The organism is Paenibacillus ginsengarvi, assembly GCF_003626695.1.
Taxonomy (GTDB): domain Bacteria; phylum Bacillota; class Bacilli; order Paenibacillales; family NBRC-103111; genus Paenibacillus_AB; species Paenibacillus_AB ginsengarvi.
This window is the reverse complement of the sequence record NZ_RBAH01000014.1, coordinates 199,959-214,279: the sequence shown is the minus strand read 5'-3', so window position 1 is coordinate 214,279 and position 14,321 is coordinate 199,959. Positions and strand designations below refer to the sequence as shown.

Sequence of the window (14,321 nt, the reverse complement as noted above, 5' to 3'; positions counted from 1 at the left end):
GAACTGGTGTTGCTTATCTCCGTTAACCCCCATCATAGTGGAATCCCTCCAAAAGAAAAACTGCATAGAATTTAAATTCTACGCAGCTCTCCAAAAACCTTTGAACGTTCTGTTTGTCAACAGCCCCCTGTGGGGTCGGGGGTTTTTCGCGCATGTTGCCGAAGGGGCATTTCCGCCCGCATTAGTAAGGGCGCGGTGAGGGAAGCCGATCGTCAGCGGAACGGGTATGAGTAGTTGAGAGGCTCGTCGAAGGTTACGTAGTCGAGATTGACCATCAGCAGCAAATAGCGCATGCCGGTTTTCGGATCGCTTATAATGATATGGTCGCGTCCGGCCGCCTCCAGAACGCCGCGGAATATTTTTGCATTCCACTCGCTGTTGTTTTCATACGTCATGTATAGGGTAGCCATTTTGCCCAGGTTCAGGCGAAGTATGTTTTCGATAAACGACTGCTCGATCGGCAGCATGCCGGGTGGCGTTGGAGCCCCGGCGGGGGGAAATGCTCCCGGCATAGCGGACATGCCAGGCATACTTTGCATACTTTGCATACTTGGCATACTTTGCATACTTGGCATACTGGGCATACTGGGCATTCCTGGCATGGCGCCGGGCATCCCGCTTGGCATCCCGCTCGGCATCCCTGCCGATATCGGCATAGGCGCACCGGCTGCGGCCGCCGTTTGCGTACCCGGAACCGCTCCGGATGGTTGCGTCGCCATTGGATAATAATAGTACTGGGGCGCGGCGGCTGTCGGTTTAAAATTATTCGGATTCATCGTACTCATAGTAAACCTCCTTCAAGGGGGTTGCCCGCTTCTGCCAGGGGCAATAGGCAAAAACCTACATTACAGTGTATTGGGCTTATGACGGAAACGTGACAGCATTATCGACAAAATTATGAATTTGGAAACCGTTTATTGTAAAAAACGATTCGGGTTGCTATGATTAGTGGTGGACAAAACCACTATGATAAAGTCAGGGTCAAGGAAGGTTCAGGAGGTTTACCGCAATGGACAAACAGTTAAGCATCGATGCGGTCGCGGCTGCCGAAGCGCAGGAAGCGCCCGCCGTCATAAGAAAACCGAATGCAAGAGATTTTATTCAGCTCGCTAAGCCGGGCATTTTGTTCTCCAACATCATTACCGCCTTCGGCGGTTATTGGGTTGCATGGGGAAATTCGGGCGAGTCGTTTAATCTTCCGCTCATGTTGTACGCCATGCTCGGCACCTTGCTCGTTATGGCATCGGGATGCGTGCTGAACAACTATTTGGACCGCGATCTCGATACGAAAATGACCCGCACGCGCAAACGCGCGCTGCCTACCGGCGTCGTTTCGCCGAAAATCGTGTTCTGGTACGGAATCATCCTCGGCGCTGCAGGACTAAGCGTGCTCAGCCTGCTCGTTAATCCGCTCAGCGGTCTGCTTGGCGTTGTAGGCCTGCTGGTTTACGTGCTCGTTTATACCGCTTGGCTGAAACGGACTTCGACGCTCAGCACGACGATCGGCGCTATTTCCGGGGCAATGCCTCCGGTGATCGGCTACTGTGCCGTTACCGGCCATCTGGATATGGGTGCCTGGATCTTGTTCGGCATTTTGTTTTTTTGGCAGCCGCCGCATTTCTGGGCGCTCGGCATTCGCCGCAAGGAAGAATACCGCGCTGCCGGCTTCCCGCTGCTTCCGGTCGTGCACGGCAACGAGCTGACGAAGATGCATATGCTCCGTTTTCTTGTTATGCTCGTGCCTGTTTCGCTGCTGCTCTACGCCTATGGCTATGTAGGCGAAATTTATTTGTTCGCGGCCATCGCGCTTGGTCTTGCCTGGACGTTTATCGGCCTCGCCGGATTCAAGACGAAAGATGACGATAACTGGGCAAAACGGATGTTTGTATTTTCGATCAACTATTTGCCGCTGTTGTTTATCGTCATGATTATCGATACAATTCGTGGTTAGAGGGCGGGGTAAACCCGTCTTATTGCGGAACAAGCTTCGCGGCTTGTTCTTTTTTCTGAAAACCGGGGCTTTTGGAGCAAGGGAGCCCTTCCGGTCATCATCAGGTATGGGGGAAGCGGACAATGAGCGTGTTTTTGCAGAAGCATTGGTTCAAAGTACTGATTGTAGTTCTGATTGCGGCCGCTGTCGCGGGCTGGATTTACAAGACGCGTGGAGGGACGGAAAACTATCCGGTTTTGGGACAGGCGGCGGACTTTAAGCTGGAACAGCTCGATGGCAAAACGGGCGGGCTAACGGACGATGCCGGCAAGGTCCGGCTCGTATATTTCTTCTGGTCGTCGTGTCCGGATGTGTGCCAGCCGACGACGTACGAGCTGTCCAAAGTGCAGGAGGAGCTACAGAAAGCAGGCTTGCTCGGAACCGACGCGGTCATGTATTCGATCAGCTTCGATCCCACCCGGGATACGGTGGAGCAGCTCAAGAAGTATTCGGCCCGGTTTAACGCCGATCCGAACGGCTGGAAGTTTATGCGCGGGGAGCAGAAGGCGGTCATCGATCTGGCGAGGAAATATGCGGTTTCCGTGCTCCAGGACAATAACGGCAACTTCGGGCATACGAATTCTGTCGCCCTGGTGGACCGTTCCGGCAACATTCGCAAATATTTCATCGCCTCCGACGGCAACCTCAGCTATCGGACCGTGGCGGACGCCGTGAAAACTTTGGCCAAGACGCAATAAGCTGGAAGAGGGTAGCGCCTGTGTCATACTTCGTATATATCCTTCTGAACAACGTCGTGCCACTGAGCCTGCTCATCGCGCTCGGCGTTGTGCTCCAGCGTGCTTTCAAGCTGGATATTAAAACGCTGTCCAAGCTGAACTTTTATATGTTCTCACCGGCGATCATGTTCCAGATGCTTTACGAGTCGCAGCTGTCGCTGAAGATCATGTCGCAGGTACTGCTGTTTTTCTTCGTCTTCTTTTTCGCTTTGTTCGGAGCCGTCGAAATCGTCATTCGGCTGCGCGGGTATAAAGCCGGCATGCGCAGCGCGATGCGCAACAGCGTCATCTTTTACAACAGCGCCAACTACGCGATTCCGCTCAATCAGCTCGTGTTCGTCGGCGATCCGTTTACGCTGTCGATTCAGATTATTATCATGATGATGCAGAGCCTGATTCCGAATACATACGGCGTGTACTCCGTCAACGCGCATAGGCAGAAGCTGAAGGACACGCTTAAGACGATTTTGTCGATGCCGGTCATCTACGTAATCCCGATTGCGCTGCTAATGCGCGGTTTCCATATCCCGGTTCCGCACCCGGTCTACATTTCGATCGACTATATTGCCAAAGGCTTCATCGCTACCGCGCTTACGACGCTGGGTGTTCAGCTCGGAAGCATGAAGTGGCAGCTCAAGCTGCATGACGTTGCCATCTCGAACGTGCTGCGCCTGTGCGTCGGTCCTTTGCTCGGTTTTCTGATCGTGTTGGCGTTCGGATTCCACGGCGATATGGCGAAAGCGCTTATATTGTCGTGCGCGGTGCCGACCTCGCTCAGCAGCGTCCTGCTGGCCGTCGAATTCGACAACGAGCCGGAATTTTCCTCGCAGGCGGTGTTTTCGTCCACCGTATTCAGCATTTTCACAGTCACCTTCGTCATCTATTTGATACAGTTTGTTCCTTGAACAAGGGAAAGCCCGCTGTCCGCACTTACGGACGACGGGCTTTTTAGATAGACGTTATTTACTCGAACGGATTTGGCTCGGGATAATGAATGTAGCTGTCGAGACCGGCCTTCTCGAGCTGCTGCACGATATATTCATCAGGCGTTCCTTCGACTCCGGCATAACCTCTTCTCGTATAAATTTGCTCGGCGTCCGGGAAGGCGTCGCGCAGTATGCCGCGAATCCGCTTGCCGGACGGATCGTTGTCGGTGAATAAATAAACGTCCCGGTCTCCGATCTTTTTCTTCAGTTGCTCGAGCTTGTCCGTGTTCAGCGTCCCGTATGTGCACAAAATCAAGATTTCGTCGGTTAGCAGTCGGCGAAGCCTGCTTTTGTCATTTTTACCTTCGACGATAATGGCGATTGGCATGTCAGCACCTCCGGTTGACTTCTCCGGTTCGGATGGTCGTTTCCATCAGTATAGCGGTCTGCCGATCCGACAAACAAGTACCGTTTTGTGCGGATTTCCCGGGAAATGTCGGAAAGCGGAAAAAAGGCCCGTCGCATAAGCGAGCGGAGCCTTCGCAATGAGTTTTTGGTGCTGCGAAACCCCGCCGCGCGGGCGGGGCGCCGTTTCTACTCGTGAGTACTGAGGTCGCGGGGGGAAGCTTATAACCAGCAGGACTGCAGAACGATTACGAGCAGAATATACAATACGAGAATAATGGCCGTCGACGTCCAAAGTCCACCAATTCCACCGATTCCACCGATTCCACCAGACATTTATTATTCACTCCCTCGGTACAGGTTTTTGTCTAAGAGACAATACCATCCTATTGCCGAACAGGGCAAAATGTCTGTGCACCTGCCCGGAGCGGGGGAAAATGGGTATGGGTCTATCCATTGGCTTCGGAGGGGCCGGCAGCGGTTACTCGGCGACCGGAGGAGCATCCGGATTCGTCCGGAATTTCCCCGGAACAAGCAGCGTCAAAGCGAGCATCATGATGAAAAATGCGATAAAATAAGGGGACAGGCTGTGCCGCAGCTGTCCGGCCAGTACCGGTCCGATAAACGCACCGAGCGACGAGGAGATGGCCAGAAAAGAAAAAACGCGGCCGTATCGGCTTGCGCTCGATACGCTTGCGAGCAGCGTCGCCATCGCCGGGAAGATGACGCCTTTCGCCATGCCGATCAGCAGCAGGGTGAAGAGAAGCGGCAGCGGCCAATGAACCGACAGTCCGAAAAACGCCAGCGCCAAAGTGAAACCGCCGACGACGGTCCGTCCGAGGGGCGAATATTTGTGCAGAAACAATAGGCTGAGCGTGCAAAGGGCACCGAGGCTGACCATCGAAAACAGCAGGCCGGATGTGAGCAGCGATTGCTGCGACGATTTCATCAGCGGCAGCTCGAAAAATAAAATGCCCTGCGAGCAGGCGAGCCCCAGAGGCACACCGTAAAACAGCCAGGGAATCCCCCCGGTATCGGAGACGCCATGCCGATTGGGCGCAGGCCTGGTCCCGTGACCGTGACCCGCTACGACCAGAGCGGTGCTGCCACTGACCGCTTTCGTGTCGTGTATAAAGAAAAAGGCGCTCGCTCCGATGACGATGAGTGCCCAGCCGAGCAGGCTAAACGTCGTCGTGAAGCCGATTTTGGCTACGAGCAGGGCGCCTGCGGCCGGAGATATGACGGAAGCGAGCGTATGCACGAAGCCGTTGCCGGCCATGAGCTTGCCCTGCTGAACGCTGTTTGTGCCGAGCTTGGCCAGCATAGCCAGACAGGCGGGAGACAAGAAAGCGAGCACGAAACCGCTAATCGAGCGTATCGTCAGCAGCTGCCAAGGATCGGTCACCTTCGATTGGTACAACAGCAGGACGCCGGCCAGCAGCATGCTTAAGCAGATGAACGGCTTGCTGCCGTAACGGTCGACCCAATGGCCGGCCAGCAAATTGCCGGGCAGATGCGTCAGCGAATACATGCCCATCATCCACCCGATAAACGTCGGGGCGGCTCCGAGCGAGATCGCGAACGGTGTCAGGATCGGGTATTGGGCGTGCAAATCGAAAAATGCAACGAACATGAACAAATAAAGCCAGATGGCCGTTTTCATCGAATGCCCCCTTTTCATTAGCCTCACCCTACTTGTACGTGGCTGTCCGGCCGGATATGCCTCGGTATTGCGTTTGTTTTCTCTCGAATGGATGGTATGATAATAGAAAACGCGCCTCCGCTCCTGCAACAAGAATTCGCTATAGGCGAAGTGCACGAATAGCGGGATTTTTTCCCCTGTTAAAGAGAATGGAAAGGGATGAAGTTCATGGATCAGCTTCTCACATTTTTGCAGGACCGCTGGCTTGTCGTTCTCATCGCGCTCGTTGTCCTGTTCGTTGTGATCAAAATCGTCAAAACGGTGGTCAAATGGGTGCTCGTCCTCGCGATCGTAGCGGGACTGATCTACTATGGCTCGACGTATACCGAGCAGCTCAAGGATATCGGCGAGAACGTCGCCGCGACGGCGAAGGAAGCGGTAAACGACCTGAAGGAGAAGGCCGTGCAGGGTCTGGCCGGCAAGGACGCGAAGTACAAAGATAACGGAGACGGCACGTACACGGTGACGGCGAGCGGCATTCGTCTGGACGGCAAAACCGGGTCCGATAAGGTGAAAATTACGATAGCCGGCGTATCCGCCGAGTTCACGCTGGACGATGTGCTCAAAAAAGCGGTGGAAACGGCGCAAAAGAACGGTTAAGCAAGCCCGATCCGGTTCAAGCTGGAACGTAGGGAGGAATGGATGATGGCCAATTCCGCATGGCTGCTTGAACAGGTTTCCGTCAACCTTGTTTCGCTCGTTCTCGTTTGCATCGTTATCGCTTCCGTTATTCAGGGCGCCGTACGCGGCGCATCGGGCTCGGCCCAGCGTTTTATGCAGTTTGCGGCGGAAGGCGTCGCTACGGTTGTCAGCGTAGTTGTCGCCTGGAAGCTGGCGGATACGTTGTCGCCGCAGCTGCAATCGTGGCTCGTCGCCAAGCGGATCGTGATTCCGAACGAGGAGATCGGATTTTTCCAGCAGATGCTGTATACGTTTGTGACCGGAGTGCGCGATTTTCCGCTGCTTCGGGTCGGGACCGTGTTCGCGATCGCCTACCTCGCCTGCAAAACGATTCTTGTCCGCCTATGGCTGTTCATCGCTTTGCGGACAGGCCTGCTCGGCAGTATCGGGAGCGCCAGCCGGTCGTGGATGAGCAGCGGCGTCGGCGGCGCGATCGGGTCGCTGATCGGCTGCGGGCGCGCTTTGCTGCTGATTGCTTGCCTGTTCGTTTATACGGCGTTATATCCCGAGACGCCGTTTACGAACTATGTGAAGTCGTCGGGGCTCTATATGCAAGGAGCGACGCAGGTCATCGAGCCGGTCGGCGGCGAGCTGCTGGCCAGCCGTTTGCCGGTATTCGCCAAAGCGGTCGGCGACGAGTTCAACCATATTTTACAGCGCAAGTACGAGGTTATAGACGCACGCATCCCGAGCGATATCGCCGAGGCGGCGAAGCAGATTGCGGCGCCCCATGCCGGCGACGAAGCGAAAGCGAAGGCGCTCTACCAGTGGGTCGGCTCGCGCGTGCAGTATGACTATGACAAAGTACAGCTGTATGAGGAAAAGCGGATCTGGAAGGAACAAAGCCCGGAAGAGACGTTCGCCACGCGCAAAGGAGTCTGCATCGACTATTCCCGCCTGTACGCAGTAATGGCCCGTTCGGTCGGGCTGGATGTAAAGGTGGTGACCGGTCTTGGCTACGACGGCCAGGGCGGCTATGGGCCGCACGCCTGGAACGAGGTTTATTTGGCCGACAGCAAAGAGTGGGTTCCGCTCGATTCGACGTGGATGTCCAGCGGGGGCAACTGGTTTGATCCGCCCGGCTTCGACAAGACGCATATTCGCGACGCTTAGCATCATACAATCGGCAAGGAGATTACAGCATGAACGTTTCCCTTCAAGGCGTAAAAATCATTTTATTTGACGCGGGCGATACGCTGCTCACGATTCCCGGCGCACGCGACATTTTGCAGCGATATTTGGCCGAAAAAGAACTGCACCGGGACAGCGAGAAGATAGGCTTTCTGTTCGACGAGGCATTCCGCAAATTTTATTACGAGAAACAGTCGGACGGCACCGAGCTTTGTTCGCCGGAATCGGACCGGCTGTTCTGGGCGGGGATTTATTCCTATGTATTGAACGGGCTCGGCGTGGATGAGCATCACGACGAAGAGATTATCCACCGGTGGAGCCACGAGCTGTACGACGTGTTCACCTCTCCGGAGCCGTACGAGCTGTTCGGCGATGTAATCGAGTCGCTGAAGAGGCTGAAGGGGGCCGGCTACCGGCTGGGCATCGTCTCGAATTTTGCCCCTACGCTCAAGGCGATCCTGCGCCATAAAGGCATTCTGGATTATTTCGACCCGGTTATCGTTTCGACCGAGGTGGGGCTGGAGAAGCCGAATCCGGCTATTTTCCGGCTGGCCCTTCAGGAGGCCGGGGCAGCGGCAGAGGAAACGCTGTATATAGGCGATCACGATAAAAATGACATATGGGCACCGAACCAAATCGGCATCCGCGCCGTCAAAATAAAGAGATACGCCTATATGACAGGAGACGGTATCGTTTCGCTCGAAGAGCTCGGGTAAGGAGAGAGAGCTATGGCTGTAAGCATGGAAGACCCGGACAAAAAAGAACTGGTCCGGCGCCGGCATTTTTCGTTCCGGCTGAACTTCTTTTTCTTTTGCACGTTTTTGCTATTTTCGATTTTGATCGTTCGTCTGGCGCTGCTGCAATTTGTGGACGGCAAGCGTTATTCCGAGGAAGAGGCGAACAGCACGATCATTCCCCATTCGATCCCGCCGATCCGGGGCAGCATTTTCGACAGGAACAACTACCCGCTGGCAACATCGGTTTCAACGCAGTCGCTGTATTACACGGTCGATGCGAGCAACAAGGATAAGGATGCAATCGTCGCGCTGGCGCGGAAGCTCGAGGACGCTTTCCGAAAAAACGGCGACCCCGCGAAGGCGATAAGTGCCGAAGAGATCATCAAGCTGATGGACGTCGGCTATGACTTGAACAAGAATAGGACGAAGGAGCCAAGCTATTACTCGATTCCGCGGAAAATCAAAGGAGATTTGACGCAGCAGGAAATCGCCTATTTTTCGTGGTACCGCGACGAATTCAAAGGTGTGGATATTCAGGAGGAGAGCATCCGCGAATACAACGACAAGCATATCGCCGTTCAGCTCGTCGGCTATCTGAAGCAGTTTTCCGGTGCGCGCAACACGAACGGGCTGAAGTTTTATCAGGAGAAAGCCAAGTCGACCGATCCGACTGAAAAATATCTCGACAACGAGTACGTCGGCTTTGACGGCATCGAATATATGTACCAAGAAGAGTTGCGCGGCAAAAACGGCGTGAAGAGCTATCCGGTCAACGCGGAAGGGAAGATCGTCGGGGGCGTCTCGATCACGAAGCCGGAAAAAGGCCAAAACCTGTACCTGACGATCGACAAGGACGTGCAGCTCACCGCGCAGGAAGCGATCGTGAATCATCTGCAATATATTAAAAATCCGGCGAGAGACCGGTACACGTACGCCCCGAATGCTACGACCGGCTACGCCGTGGCGATGGAGGTCGATACCGGGAATGTCGTTGCGATGGCGAGTATGCCGGATTACGATCCAAACTATTGGTACGGCGGGCTAACCGACCAGGAATGGAACGACATTATGCTGTATTACCGCAACGGGACGATCTCCGACGTGCCGGCGAACTGGAAGGATCCGAAGGAGAGAGCGAAGCATCCGTCGTCGCTTGTCTACCTGGGCTCCACGATCAAACCGCTTACCGTGCTCATCGGGCTTCAGGAGAAGCTGATGACGATTAACGAAACGTATTATGATAACGGCTTTACGACGTTCGGGAAAGACAAGACAACGATTCGCAACTCCGACGGCCGCCCCTGGGGCAAGCTTAACGTGATTTCCGCACTCGCGCATTCCTCGAATACGTATATGACGGATATGGTTGGACTGCGTCTATACGCTCGGCCCAACGGGCTCGAAACGTGGGACAGCTACATGAAGCAGTTCGGCCTCGGCGTCTTGACCGGCAGCGGTCTCCTAGGGGAGAAGGAAGGCGTGCTGGACTACTTTCATGAAGCCGAGAAGGCGAGTACGCAGTCCGCGCTGGCCCGCGCCTCCTGGGGGCAGCTTGGGCGATATACGCCGCTCCAGCTTGTTCAATATGCGGCGATGCTCGGCAACCGCGGGAAACGGATGAAGCCGCAGTTCGTCAAAAAAATCGAAACGAACGACGGCCAGATCGTCAAAGAGCCGGATCCGGAAGTGCTGAACGAAGTGAATATTCCGGCTGAATATTGGAATGCGGTGCAGAATGGCATGGAACTGGTTAACAAGCAGGGCTTCGACGGCTTCCCGTATACGGTTGCGACGAAGACGGGAACATCGACCCAGAGCGTTGCCGGCAAGGACGTCGACAACGCGGTGTTTATCGCCTATGCGCCGGCCGATAAGCCGAAGCTGGCGATTGCGGTCGTTGTGCCTGAAGGCGGCTTCGGCTCCTACGGTGCCGCGCCGATCGCGCGGAAAATTTTCGACGCGTACGATCGGTCGATCGGTCTCACCGGCGTGCCGAATCCGAATGCAGGTCAGCAGCCGTAGAGCGGTCATAGGGTCTAGTGGGGAGCTAGTGTTCAAATGAACACTAGCTCCTTTGATTTTTCGGGCAGAATGCAGGCTAAATTTTTTTGAAATAATTGTTGCATTAGGGAAACATATTTGCATATAATTAAAAAAGAAAACCAAATGCAATAAAGAGGCATAAGGACAACTATTAGGCATAGGGGAAACTATGTAATATTATGGAACGTATGTCTTCAAGCGATCAATAACGGAACGACAACTAACGGAGGCTGAATACGATGCTGAAAAAATTGATGCAAAGCCGCGCGGTGCGCCGTTTTTTATACGCGATGCTGCTTGTCGCTATCGTCGCTGCGGCGAGCGGGTGCTCGGCATCCCGGTCCGCTTTCAGCGGAACCGAAGGGAAGCTCAAGGTGACGGCGACGATCGGCATGATCACGGACATCGTCCGCAATGTCGGAGGCGACCGGGTCGAAGCGATCGGACTGATGAAATCCGGCGTCGACCCGCATTTGTACAAAGCGACGAAGGGGGATATCGACAAGTTGACCGATGCCGACGTTGTGTTCTACAACGGGCTCCATCTCGAAGGGAAGATGGCCAGCATTCTCGAGAAGCTGGGGCGCAAAAAGCCGACGGTCGCCGTGTCCCGCAATATCCCCGAGTCCGCGCTGCGCGATATGGGCGACGGCAGCGACGCGCATGACCCGCACATCTGGTTCGACGTTCGCAACTGGATGAGCGCGACCGAAGCGGTGCGCGACGAATTGATTCGGCTGGACGGCGCGAACGCAGAGAAGTACCGCGCGAATGCGGATGCTTATCTTGCCAAGCTGCGGGAGCTGCACGAGGAGACGAAAGCGAAAATCGCGCAAATCCCGGAAAAAGGACGCGTTCTGGTGACGGCGCACGACGCCTTCGGTTACTTCGGCGAAGCTTACGGCATACGCGTCATGGGCTTGCAGGGGATCAGCACCGCGTCGGAGGCAGGACTGAAGGACGTGTCTCAGCTGCGCGATTTTTTGGTAGAAAACCGGATCAAGGCCGTATTCGTCGAATCGAGCGTACCGAAAAAAACGATTCAGGCCGTTGTGAGCGGGGCGAAAGAAAAAGGCCATATCGTACAGATCGGCGGCGAGCTGTTTTCCGATGCGATGGGCGAAGAAGGAACTGCCGAAGGGACCTATATCGGCATGGTGCGGCATAATGTGGATACGATCGTGGGCGCTTTGAAATAAACGGGCAAATAACGGAAGGGAGAGAAAGTCAGATGAGAGAGAACAAGGGAAGTCCGTTTGCGGTGAATGGTTTGACGGTCGCTTATCAACGAAAGCCGGTGCTGAGCGACGTGACGTTCGAGGTGCCGGAAGGGAAGCTGATCGGGATCGTGGGGCCGAACGGGGCGGGCAAGTCTACGCTGATCAAGGCGTCGCTGGGCTTGATTCCGAAGGCGCGCGGCGAGGTGCTCATTTATGGCAAGCCCTACACGCAGCAGCGCCGGCTGATCGGTTATGTGCCGCAGCGCGAATCGGTAGACTGGGATTTTCCGACAAGCGCGCTAGATGTCGTAACGATGGGCCGATACGGACACTTGGGCTGGTTTAAACGGCCGGGCGCCCATGAGAAGCGCATCGCCATGGAATGCCTGGAGAAGGTCGGCATGGCCGACTACGCAGGGCGGCAAATCAGCCAGCTGTCGGGCGGCCAGCAGCAGCGTATTTTTCTCGCCCGGGCGCTCGCCCAGGATGCGAAGCTGTATTTGATGGATGAACCGTTCGTCGGCGTCGATGCCGCTACGGAAAAGGCGATCATTACGCTGCTGAACGAGCTGAAAAAGCAGGGGAAGACGGTGCTCGTCGTTCACCACGATTTGTCCACGGTCAAAGAATATTTCGATTGGGTCATGCTGCTGAACGAGCGCTTGATCGATATCGGCCCGACGGAGAGCGTCTTTACGGCGGCCAATCTCCAGATCGCATACGGCGGCCGTCTCGCGGTTCTGGAGAAATCTCCGGGAGATCTGGTGACATCGGGTGATCGCCTATGATAAGCAAATTGATCGTACTGCTGCAAGACCCGAACGTCCGCTGGATTTTAACGGCGTCGGTGCTGCTTGGGCTGAGCAGCGGCATTCTCGGCAGCTTCGCTTATTTGCGTAAAATGAGCCTGATGGGAGACACGCTGGCGCACGCCGCGCTCCCCGGAATATGCATTGCCTTCATGCTGACCGGCTCCAAATCGATTTTCTTCTTCCTGATCGGCGCGGCGATCGCCGGATTGATCGCGACCTTCGGCATCGGTTACGTGACGCGCCATTCCCGCATCAAGCAGGACGCGGCGCTCGGCATCGTACTATCCGTCTTTTTCGGCTTCGGCATCGTGCTGCTGACGCAAATCCAGCATAGCGACAGCGGCAATCAGAGCGGGCTCGATAAATTTTTGTTCGGGCAGGCGGCGGGCATGGTCATGACGGACGTGATGACGATGGCGATCGTTTCGGTCGTGCTTACCGGCTTATGCGCCCTGTTGTACAAAGAGTTCAAGCTGCTCAGCTTCGATCCTGGCTTCGCCAGAGGACTCGGGCTGCCTGTAGCCGTCCTCGACCAACTGATGATGTTTCTGATCGTGGTCGCCGTAGTCGTCGGCATTCAGGCGGTAGGCGTCGTGCTGATGGCGGCGATGCTCATCACACCGGCCGTTTCGGCCAGATATTGGACGGAGCGGCTCGGCGTTATGGTCGTGCTTTCCGGTTTATTCGGGGCTTTTAGCGGCATGATCGGCACGCTGCTCAGCACATTGGACGACAATTTGCCGACCGGACCGCTTAGTGTACTGGCTGCAACCGGCGTGTTCGTGCTGTCGGTGCTGTTCGCGCCGAAGCGCGGCGTCGTGTCGAAGCTGCTGCTGCGAGCATCGGTGAAACGTGCGGCGAACGCCGAATATGAAGCGCGGCAGGCGCAGCGGGGGGGAACGGCATGAATATGAACGACGTATGGATACTGACGACAGGCGCCTTGGTAGCGGCCGCCTGCGGCTTGCTGGGCAGCTTCCTCGTACTGCGGCGCATGTCGATGATCGGCGATGCGATCAGCCATTCGGTGCTGCCGGGCATCGTTATCGCTTTCCTGATCAGCGGCACCCGCGACTCGGTCGCGATGCTGTTCGGCGCGGCCGCGATCGGACTTGTCACCGTCTTTCTGATCCAGCTGTTCCAGCAAGGCGGGGTGCAATCCGACGCTTCGATCGGCGTTGTGTTTACGGCTTTATTTTCCGCCGGCGTGCTGCTCGTCAGCATGTTTGCAAGCAAGGTCGATCTCGATCTGGACTGCGTCCTGTACGGCGAGATCGCCTTCGTCGGTCTCGACACGCTCGGCCCGGCTTGGCTGGAGCTGCCGAAGGCGGTCTGGATGGTCGGTACGGTGCTGCTGCTGAGCGCCGTCGTTCTCGGCTTGTTCTACAAGCAATTCAAGCTGTGTGCGTTCGATCCGGCGATGGCCGCCGCTGTAGGCATCCCCGTGGCGTTGTTTCACTACCTGCTCATGGGCCTCGTCTCGGTTACGACTGTCGCTTCGTTCGAGAGCGTCGGCGCCATCCTTGTCGTCGGCATGCTGATCGTGCCTGCGGCTACGGCGTATTTGCTGACCGAGCGGCTCGGCGTCATGATAACGCTGAGCGTCCTGATCGGAGTCGCTGCCTCGGTGATCGGTTATTTCGTCGCCGATTCGCTCGACGCTTCGATTGCCGGCTGCATGGTGGCGACGGTCGGGGTGCTGTTCGTGCTCGCCTTCCTGTTCAGCCCGACCCACGGCGTCGTGCGGAAATTGCTCCGTCAGCGCCGCGCGCAAGTGGCGGCTTAATCTCATCGTTACGCAACAAGACGCCTTCACACCGACTCCGGCGAGCGGTGATGAAGGCGTCTTTGTTGCGTCAAGAACCTCGCTTATCTATGCGGCCGAACAGCCGTCGCACCGCTCCACAATGGCGCGAGATATGGCGAGTCCGAGTTGG

The 14,321-nt window shown here is 55.9% G+C and carries 15 protein-coding genes; 11 read left to right on the top strand and 4 right to left on the bottom strand.

Going from position 1 to position 14,321, the window contains the following annotated elements; genetic code table 11:
- Positions 1-212 precede the first annotated feature (212 nt).
- Entirely contained in the window at positions 213-785 is a 573-nt protein-coding gene (gerQ, locus tag D7M11_RS37930) for a spore coat protein GerQ (RefSeq protein WP_338042504.1), read from the bottom strand.
- 224 nt (positions 786-1,009) lie between these two features.
- Here gerQ and cyoE point away from each other — a divergent pair, with 224 nt between their 5' ends.
- From cyoE to D7M11_RS19880, 3 genes are all read left to right on the top strand, one after another.
- Positions 1,010-1,951 carry a heme o synthase gene (gene cyoE, locus D7M11_RS19890; RefSeq protein WP_120748993.1) on the top strand — a complete coding sequence of 314 codons (942 nt, stop codon included), beginning with the start codon at positions 1,010-1,012 and terminating at the stop codon, positions 1,949-1,951.
- Between the two features lie 122 nt (positions 1,952-2,073).
- Positions 2,074-2,688, top strand: a complete 615-nt coding sequence (locus tag D7M11_RS19885) for an SCO family protein (RefSeq protein WP_120748992.1) — start codon at positions 2,074-2,076, stop codon at positions 2,686-2,688.
- 20 nt (positions 2,689-2,708) lie between these two features.
- On the top strand, positions 2,709-3,632 hold the full coding sequence (locus tag D7M11_RS19880; RefSeq protein WP_120748991.1) for an AEC family transporter: 924 nt from the start codon (positions 2,709-2,711) through the stop codon (positions 3,630-3,632).
- A gap of 58 nt (positions 3,633-3,690) precedes the next feature.
- On the opposite strand, the gene D7M11_RS19875 is transcribed toward D7M11_RS19880, so the two are convergent.
- The 3 genes from D7M11_RS19875 to D7M11_RS19870 form a co-directional block, all read right to left on the bottom strand.
- A complete protein-coding gene (locus D7M11_RS19875) occupies positions 3,691-4,041 on the bottom strand; it encodes a ribonuclease M5 (protein WP_120748990.1) in 351 nt (116 codons plus the stop codon).
- Positions 4,042-4,280: 239 nt separating this feature from the next.
- Positions 4,281-4,394 (bottom strand): YjcZ family sporulation protein, encoded by a 114-nt coding sequence (locus D7M11_RS37470; RefSeq protein WP_240041217.1) that lies wholly within the window; start codon positions 4,392-4,394, stop codon positions 4,281-4,283.
- A gap of 145 nt (positions 4,395-4,539) precedes the next feature.
- Positions 4,540-5,721 carry an MFS transporter gene (locus D7M11_RS19870; RefSeq protein WP_120748989.1) on the bottom strand — a complete coding sequence of 394 codons (1,182 nt, stop codon included), beginning with the start codon at positions 5,719-5,721 and terminating at the stop codon, positions 4,540-4,542.
- A gap of 207 nt (positions 5,722-5,928) precedes the next feature.
- Between D7M11_RS19870 and D7M11_RS19865 the strand changes: the two genes are divergently transcribed.
- The 8 genes from D7M11_RS19865 to D7M11_RS19830 all read left to right on the top strand — a co-directional run bounded on the left by D7M11_RS19865 (position 5,929) and on the right by D7M11_RS19830 (position 14,170).
- The gene (locus tag D7M11_RS19865; RefSeq protein WP_147433466.1) at positions 5,929-6,360 is read left to right on the top strand and encodes a hypothetical protein; all 432 of its coding nucleotides are present in this window, start codon (positions 5,929-5,931) and stop codon (positions 6,358-6,360) included.
- A 42-nt stretch (positions 6,361-6,402) separates the two neighbouring features.
- Positions 6,403-7,554, top strand: a complete 1,152-nt coding sequence (locus D7M11_RS19860) for a transglutaminase domain-containing protein (protein WP_420818435.1) — start codon at positions 6,403-6,405, stop codon at positions 7,552-7,554.
- 29 nt (positions 7,555-7,583) lie between these two features.
- Positions 7,584-8,288 carry an HAD-IA family hydrolase gene (locus D7M11_RS19855; protein ID WP_120748986.1) on the top strand — a complete coding sequence of 235 codons (705 nt, stop codon included), beginning with the start codon at positions 7,584-7,586 and terminating at the stop codon, positions 8,286-8,288.
- A gap of 12 nt (positions 8,289-8,300) precedes the next feature.
- Complete coding sequence (locus tag D7M11_RS19850; protein ID WP_120748985.1) at positions 8,301-10,331, top strand: peptidoglycan D,D-transpeptidase FtsI family protein; 2,031 nt, start codon at positions 8,301-8,303, stop codon at positions 10,329-10,331.
- A gap of 251 nt (positions 10,332-10,582) precedes the next feature.
- Positions 10,583-11,551: a metal ABC transporter solute-binding protein, Zn/Mn family gene (locus tag D7M11_RS19845; protein WP_420818437.1), complete on the top strand. Its 969-nt coding sequence runs from the start codon at positions 10,583-10,585 to the stop codon at positions 11,549-11,551.
- 32 nt (positions 11,552-11,583) lie between these two features.
- Entirely contained in the window at positions 11,584-12,360 is a 777-nt protein-coding gene (locus D7M11_RS19840) for a metal ABC transporter ATP-binding protein (RefSeq protein WP_120748983.1), read from the top strand.
- Positions 12,357-13,292 carry a metal ABC transporter permease gene (locus D7M11_RS19835; RefSeq protein WP_120748982.1) on the top strand — a complete coding sequence of 312 codons (936 nt, stop codon included), beginning with the start codon at positions 12,357-12,359 and terminating at the stop codon, positions 13,290-13,292. The genes D7M11_RS19840 and D7M11_RS19835 overlap by 4 nt, the downstream gene beginning before the upstream one ends.
- 2 nt (positions 13,293-13,294) lie before the next feature.
- The gene (locus D7M11_RS19830) at positions 13,295-14,170 is read left to right on the top strand and encodes a metal ABC transporter permease (protein WP_120749005.1); all 876 of its coding nucleotides are present in this window, start codon (positions 13,295-13,297) and stop codon (positions 14,168-14,170) included.
- Positions 14,171-14,321 lie beyond the last annotated feature (151 nt).

Excerpts from the sequence above, each read along its gene's own strand:
- D7M11_RS19870 (WP_120748989.1), bottom strand. The coding sequence starts at position 5,721 with ATGAAAACGGCCATCTGGCTTTATTTGTTCATGTTCGTTGCATTTTTC.
- D7M11_RS19850 (WP_120748985.1), top strand. The coding sequence starts at position 8,301 with ATGGCTGTAAGCATGGAAGACCCGGACAAAAAAGAACTGGTCCGGCGC.
- D7M11_RS19875 (WP_120748990.1), bottom strand. The coding sequence starts at position 4,041 with ATGCCAATCGCCATTATCGTCGAAGGTAAAAATGACAAAAGCAGGCTT.
- D7M11_RS19835 (WP_120748982.1), top strand. The coding sequence starts at position 12,357 with ATGATAAGCAAATTGATCGTACTGCTGCAAGACCCGAACGTCCGCTGG.
- D7M11_RS19830 (WP_120749005.1), top strand. The coding sequence starts at position 13,295 with ATGAACGACGTATGGATACTGACGACAGGCGCCTTGGTAGCGGCCGCC.
- D7M11_RS19855 (WP_120748986.1), top strand. The coding sequence starts at position 7,584 with ATGAACGTTTCCCTTCAAGGCGTAAAAATCATTTTATTTGACGCGGGC.
- D7M11_RS19885 (WP_120748992.1), top strand. The coding sequence starts at position 2,074 with ATGAGCGTGTTTTTGCAGAAGCATTGGTTCAAAGTACTGATTGTAGTT.
- cyoE (WP_120748993.1), top strand. The coding sequence starts at position 1,010 with ATGGACAAACAGTTAAGCATCGATGCGGTCGCGGCTGCCGAAGCGCAG.
- gerQ (WP_338042504.1), bottom strand. The coding sequence starts at position 785 with ATGAGTACGATGAATCCGAATAATTTTAAACCGACAGCCGCCGCGCCC.
- D7M11_RS19860 (WP_420818435.1), top strand. The coding sequence starts at position 6,403 with ATGATGGCCAATTCCGCATGGCTGCTTGAACAGGTTTCCGTCAACCTT.
- D7M11_RS19865 (WP_147433466.1), top strand. The coding sequence starts at position 5,929 with ATGGATCAGCTTCTCACATTTTTGCAGGACCGCTGGCTTGTCGTTCTC.
- D7M11_RS37470 (WP_240041217.1), bottom strand. The coding sequence starts at position 4,394 with ATGTCTGGTGGAATCGGTGGAATCGGTGGAATTGGTGGACTTTGGACG.
- D7M11_RS19840 (WP_120748983.1), top strand. The coding sequence starts at position 11,584 with ATGAGAGAGAACAAGGGAAGTCCGTTTGCGGTGAATGGTTTGACGGTC.